Consider the following 1,589-nt stretch of genomic DNA (forward strand, 5'->3'; position numbering starts at 1 on the left):
CTGGCTGCTCGTCGTCCCGGAGACGGCCGAGGGCCGCGCCTGGGGCGAACAGGCCGCCACAGCGCTCGCCCAGCACGGTGCGAGGGTCGAGCCGCTGGTGATCGACCCCCTCACCACCGGCCGGGACGGGCTCGCCGCCCGGCTGGGGGGACGGTGGGACGGCGTGCTCTCCCTCCTCGCGGACGACGAACGACCGCTCCCCGGTTCCCCCCACCTGAACCGGGCGGCCCTGGGAACGACCCTGCTCGCGCAGGCGGCCCTCGACGCGGGGTGCACCGCCCGGCTGTGGACCCTCACCCGCGGAGCGGTCGCCGTCTCCCCCGGAGAGACCCCTCGACCGGCGGGCGCCGAAGTCTGGGGCCTCGGCCGAACCATCGCTCTGGAACACCCCACGCTGTGGGGCGGCCTCGTCGACCTGCCCCCGGAACCGGACGAGCGCGCGTGGGCCCGGATGGCGCACGCGCTCACCCCAACCGGGGAGGACCAGGTCGCGGTCCGGCCCTCGGGCGCGTACGGACGCAGGCTCACCCAGGCCTCCCCCACCACGACGCGACCCGGGTACAGTCCGCGCGGCACGGTGCTGATCACCGGTGGGACGGGGGCTCTCGGGGGGCACCTGGCCCACTGGCTCGCGGAGCACGGAGCCGAACACCTGGTACTCACCAGCCGCCGCGGCCTCGACGCCCCAGAGGCCGTCGACCTCGTCGAGCGGCTGTCCACCTCAGGCACGGCGGTCACGGTCGTCGGCTGTGACATGGCCGACCGGTCCGCCGTCCGCGCCGTCCTGGCCGAGCATCGGCCGACCGCGGTCTTCCACACGGCGGGCGTCCCGCACTCCGGTGACTTCCTGACCCTGGACGAGACGACGATGGCCGAGGTCTACGGGGGCAAGGTGGCCGGTGCGCGCCACCTGGACGAGGTCACCCGGGAGCTGGGGCTGGAGCTGGACGCGTTCGTGCTCTACTCCTCGGGCGCCGCCGTCTGGGGCAGCGGCGGGCAGAGCGCCTACGGTGCCGCCAACGCCGCGCTGGACGCCCTGGCCGAGCGCCGCCGCGCCGCCGGACTCCCCGCGACGTCGGTCGCCTGGGGCCTGTGGGGTGGCGGTGGCATGGGCGAGGGCGCCGGAGAGGACTTCCTCAGCAGTCGGGGGCTGGGTGTCATGCCGCCGGAGGAGGCCCTGTCGGCGCTGCGCCAGGCGGTGGCGGACACCTGTGTCGTGGTGGCTGACGTGGACTGGTCCCGGTTCGCCACCGGGTTCACCGCGTTTCGGCCAAGCCCGCTCATCAGCGAACTCGCTGGTCCGGAGGCCGCTGCCCAGACCGGTGGGGAGGCGGGCGGACCGTCTGAGGCCGACGCACTCGCCGCCGCCCCCGCGCGGGAGCGCCGGGAACGGCTGCTCGACGCGGTGCGCCGGGACGTCGCGTTCGTGCTCGGGCACGCGGGCCCCGAGGAAGTCGGCCCGGACCAGTCCTTCAAGGACCTGGGGTTCAGTTCGGTCACCGCCGTGGAGCTGTCGGGGCGGCTGAGCCGGGCCTGCGGACGCAAACTCCCGCCGACGTTGGTGTTCGACCACCCGACCGCCGCGGCCG

General features: G+C 75.5%; 1 protein-coding gene. It reads left to right on the plus strand.

Annotated features, from left to right (window positions below):
- Positions 1-1,589, plus strand: a 1,589-nt coding sequence (locus tag D471_RS35615; RefSeq protein ID WP_040690685.1) for a beta-ketoacyl reductase, incomplete at both ends; no start/stop codon positions are given.

It is taken from the genome of Nocardiopsis lucentensis DSM 44048 (genome assembly GCF_000341125.1).
Lineage (GTDB): Bacteria > Actinomycetota > Actinomycetes > Streptosporangiales > Streptosporangiaceae > Nocardiopsis > Nocardiopsis lucentensis.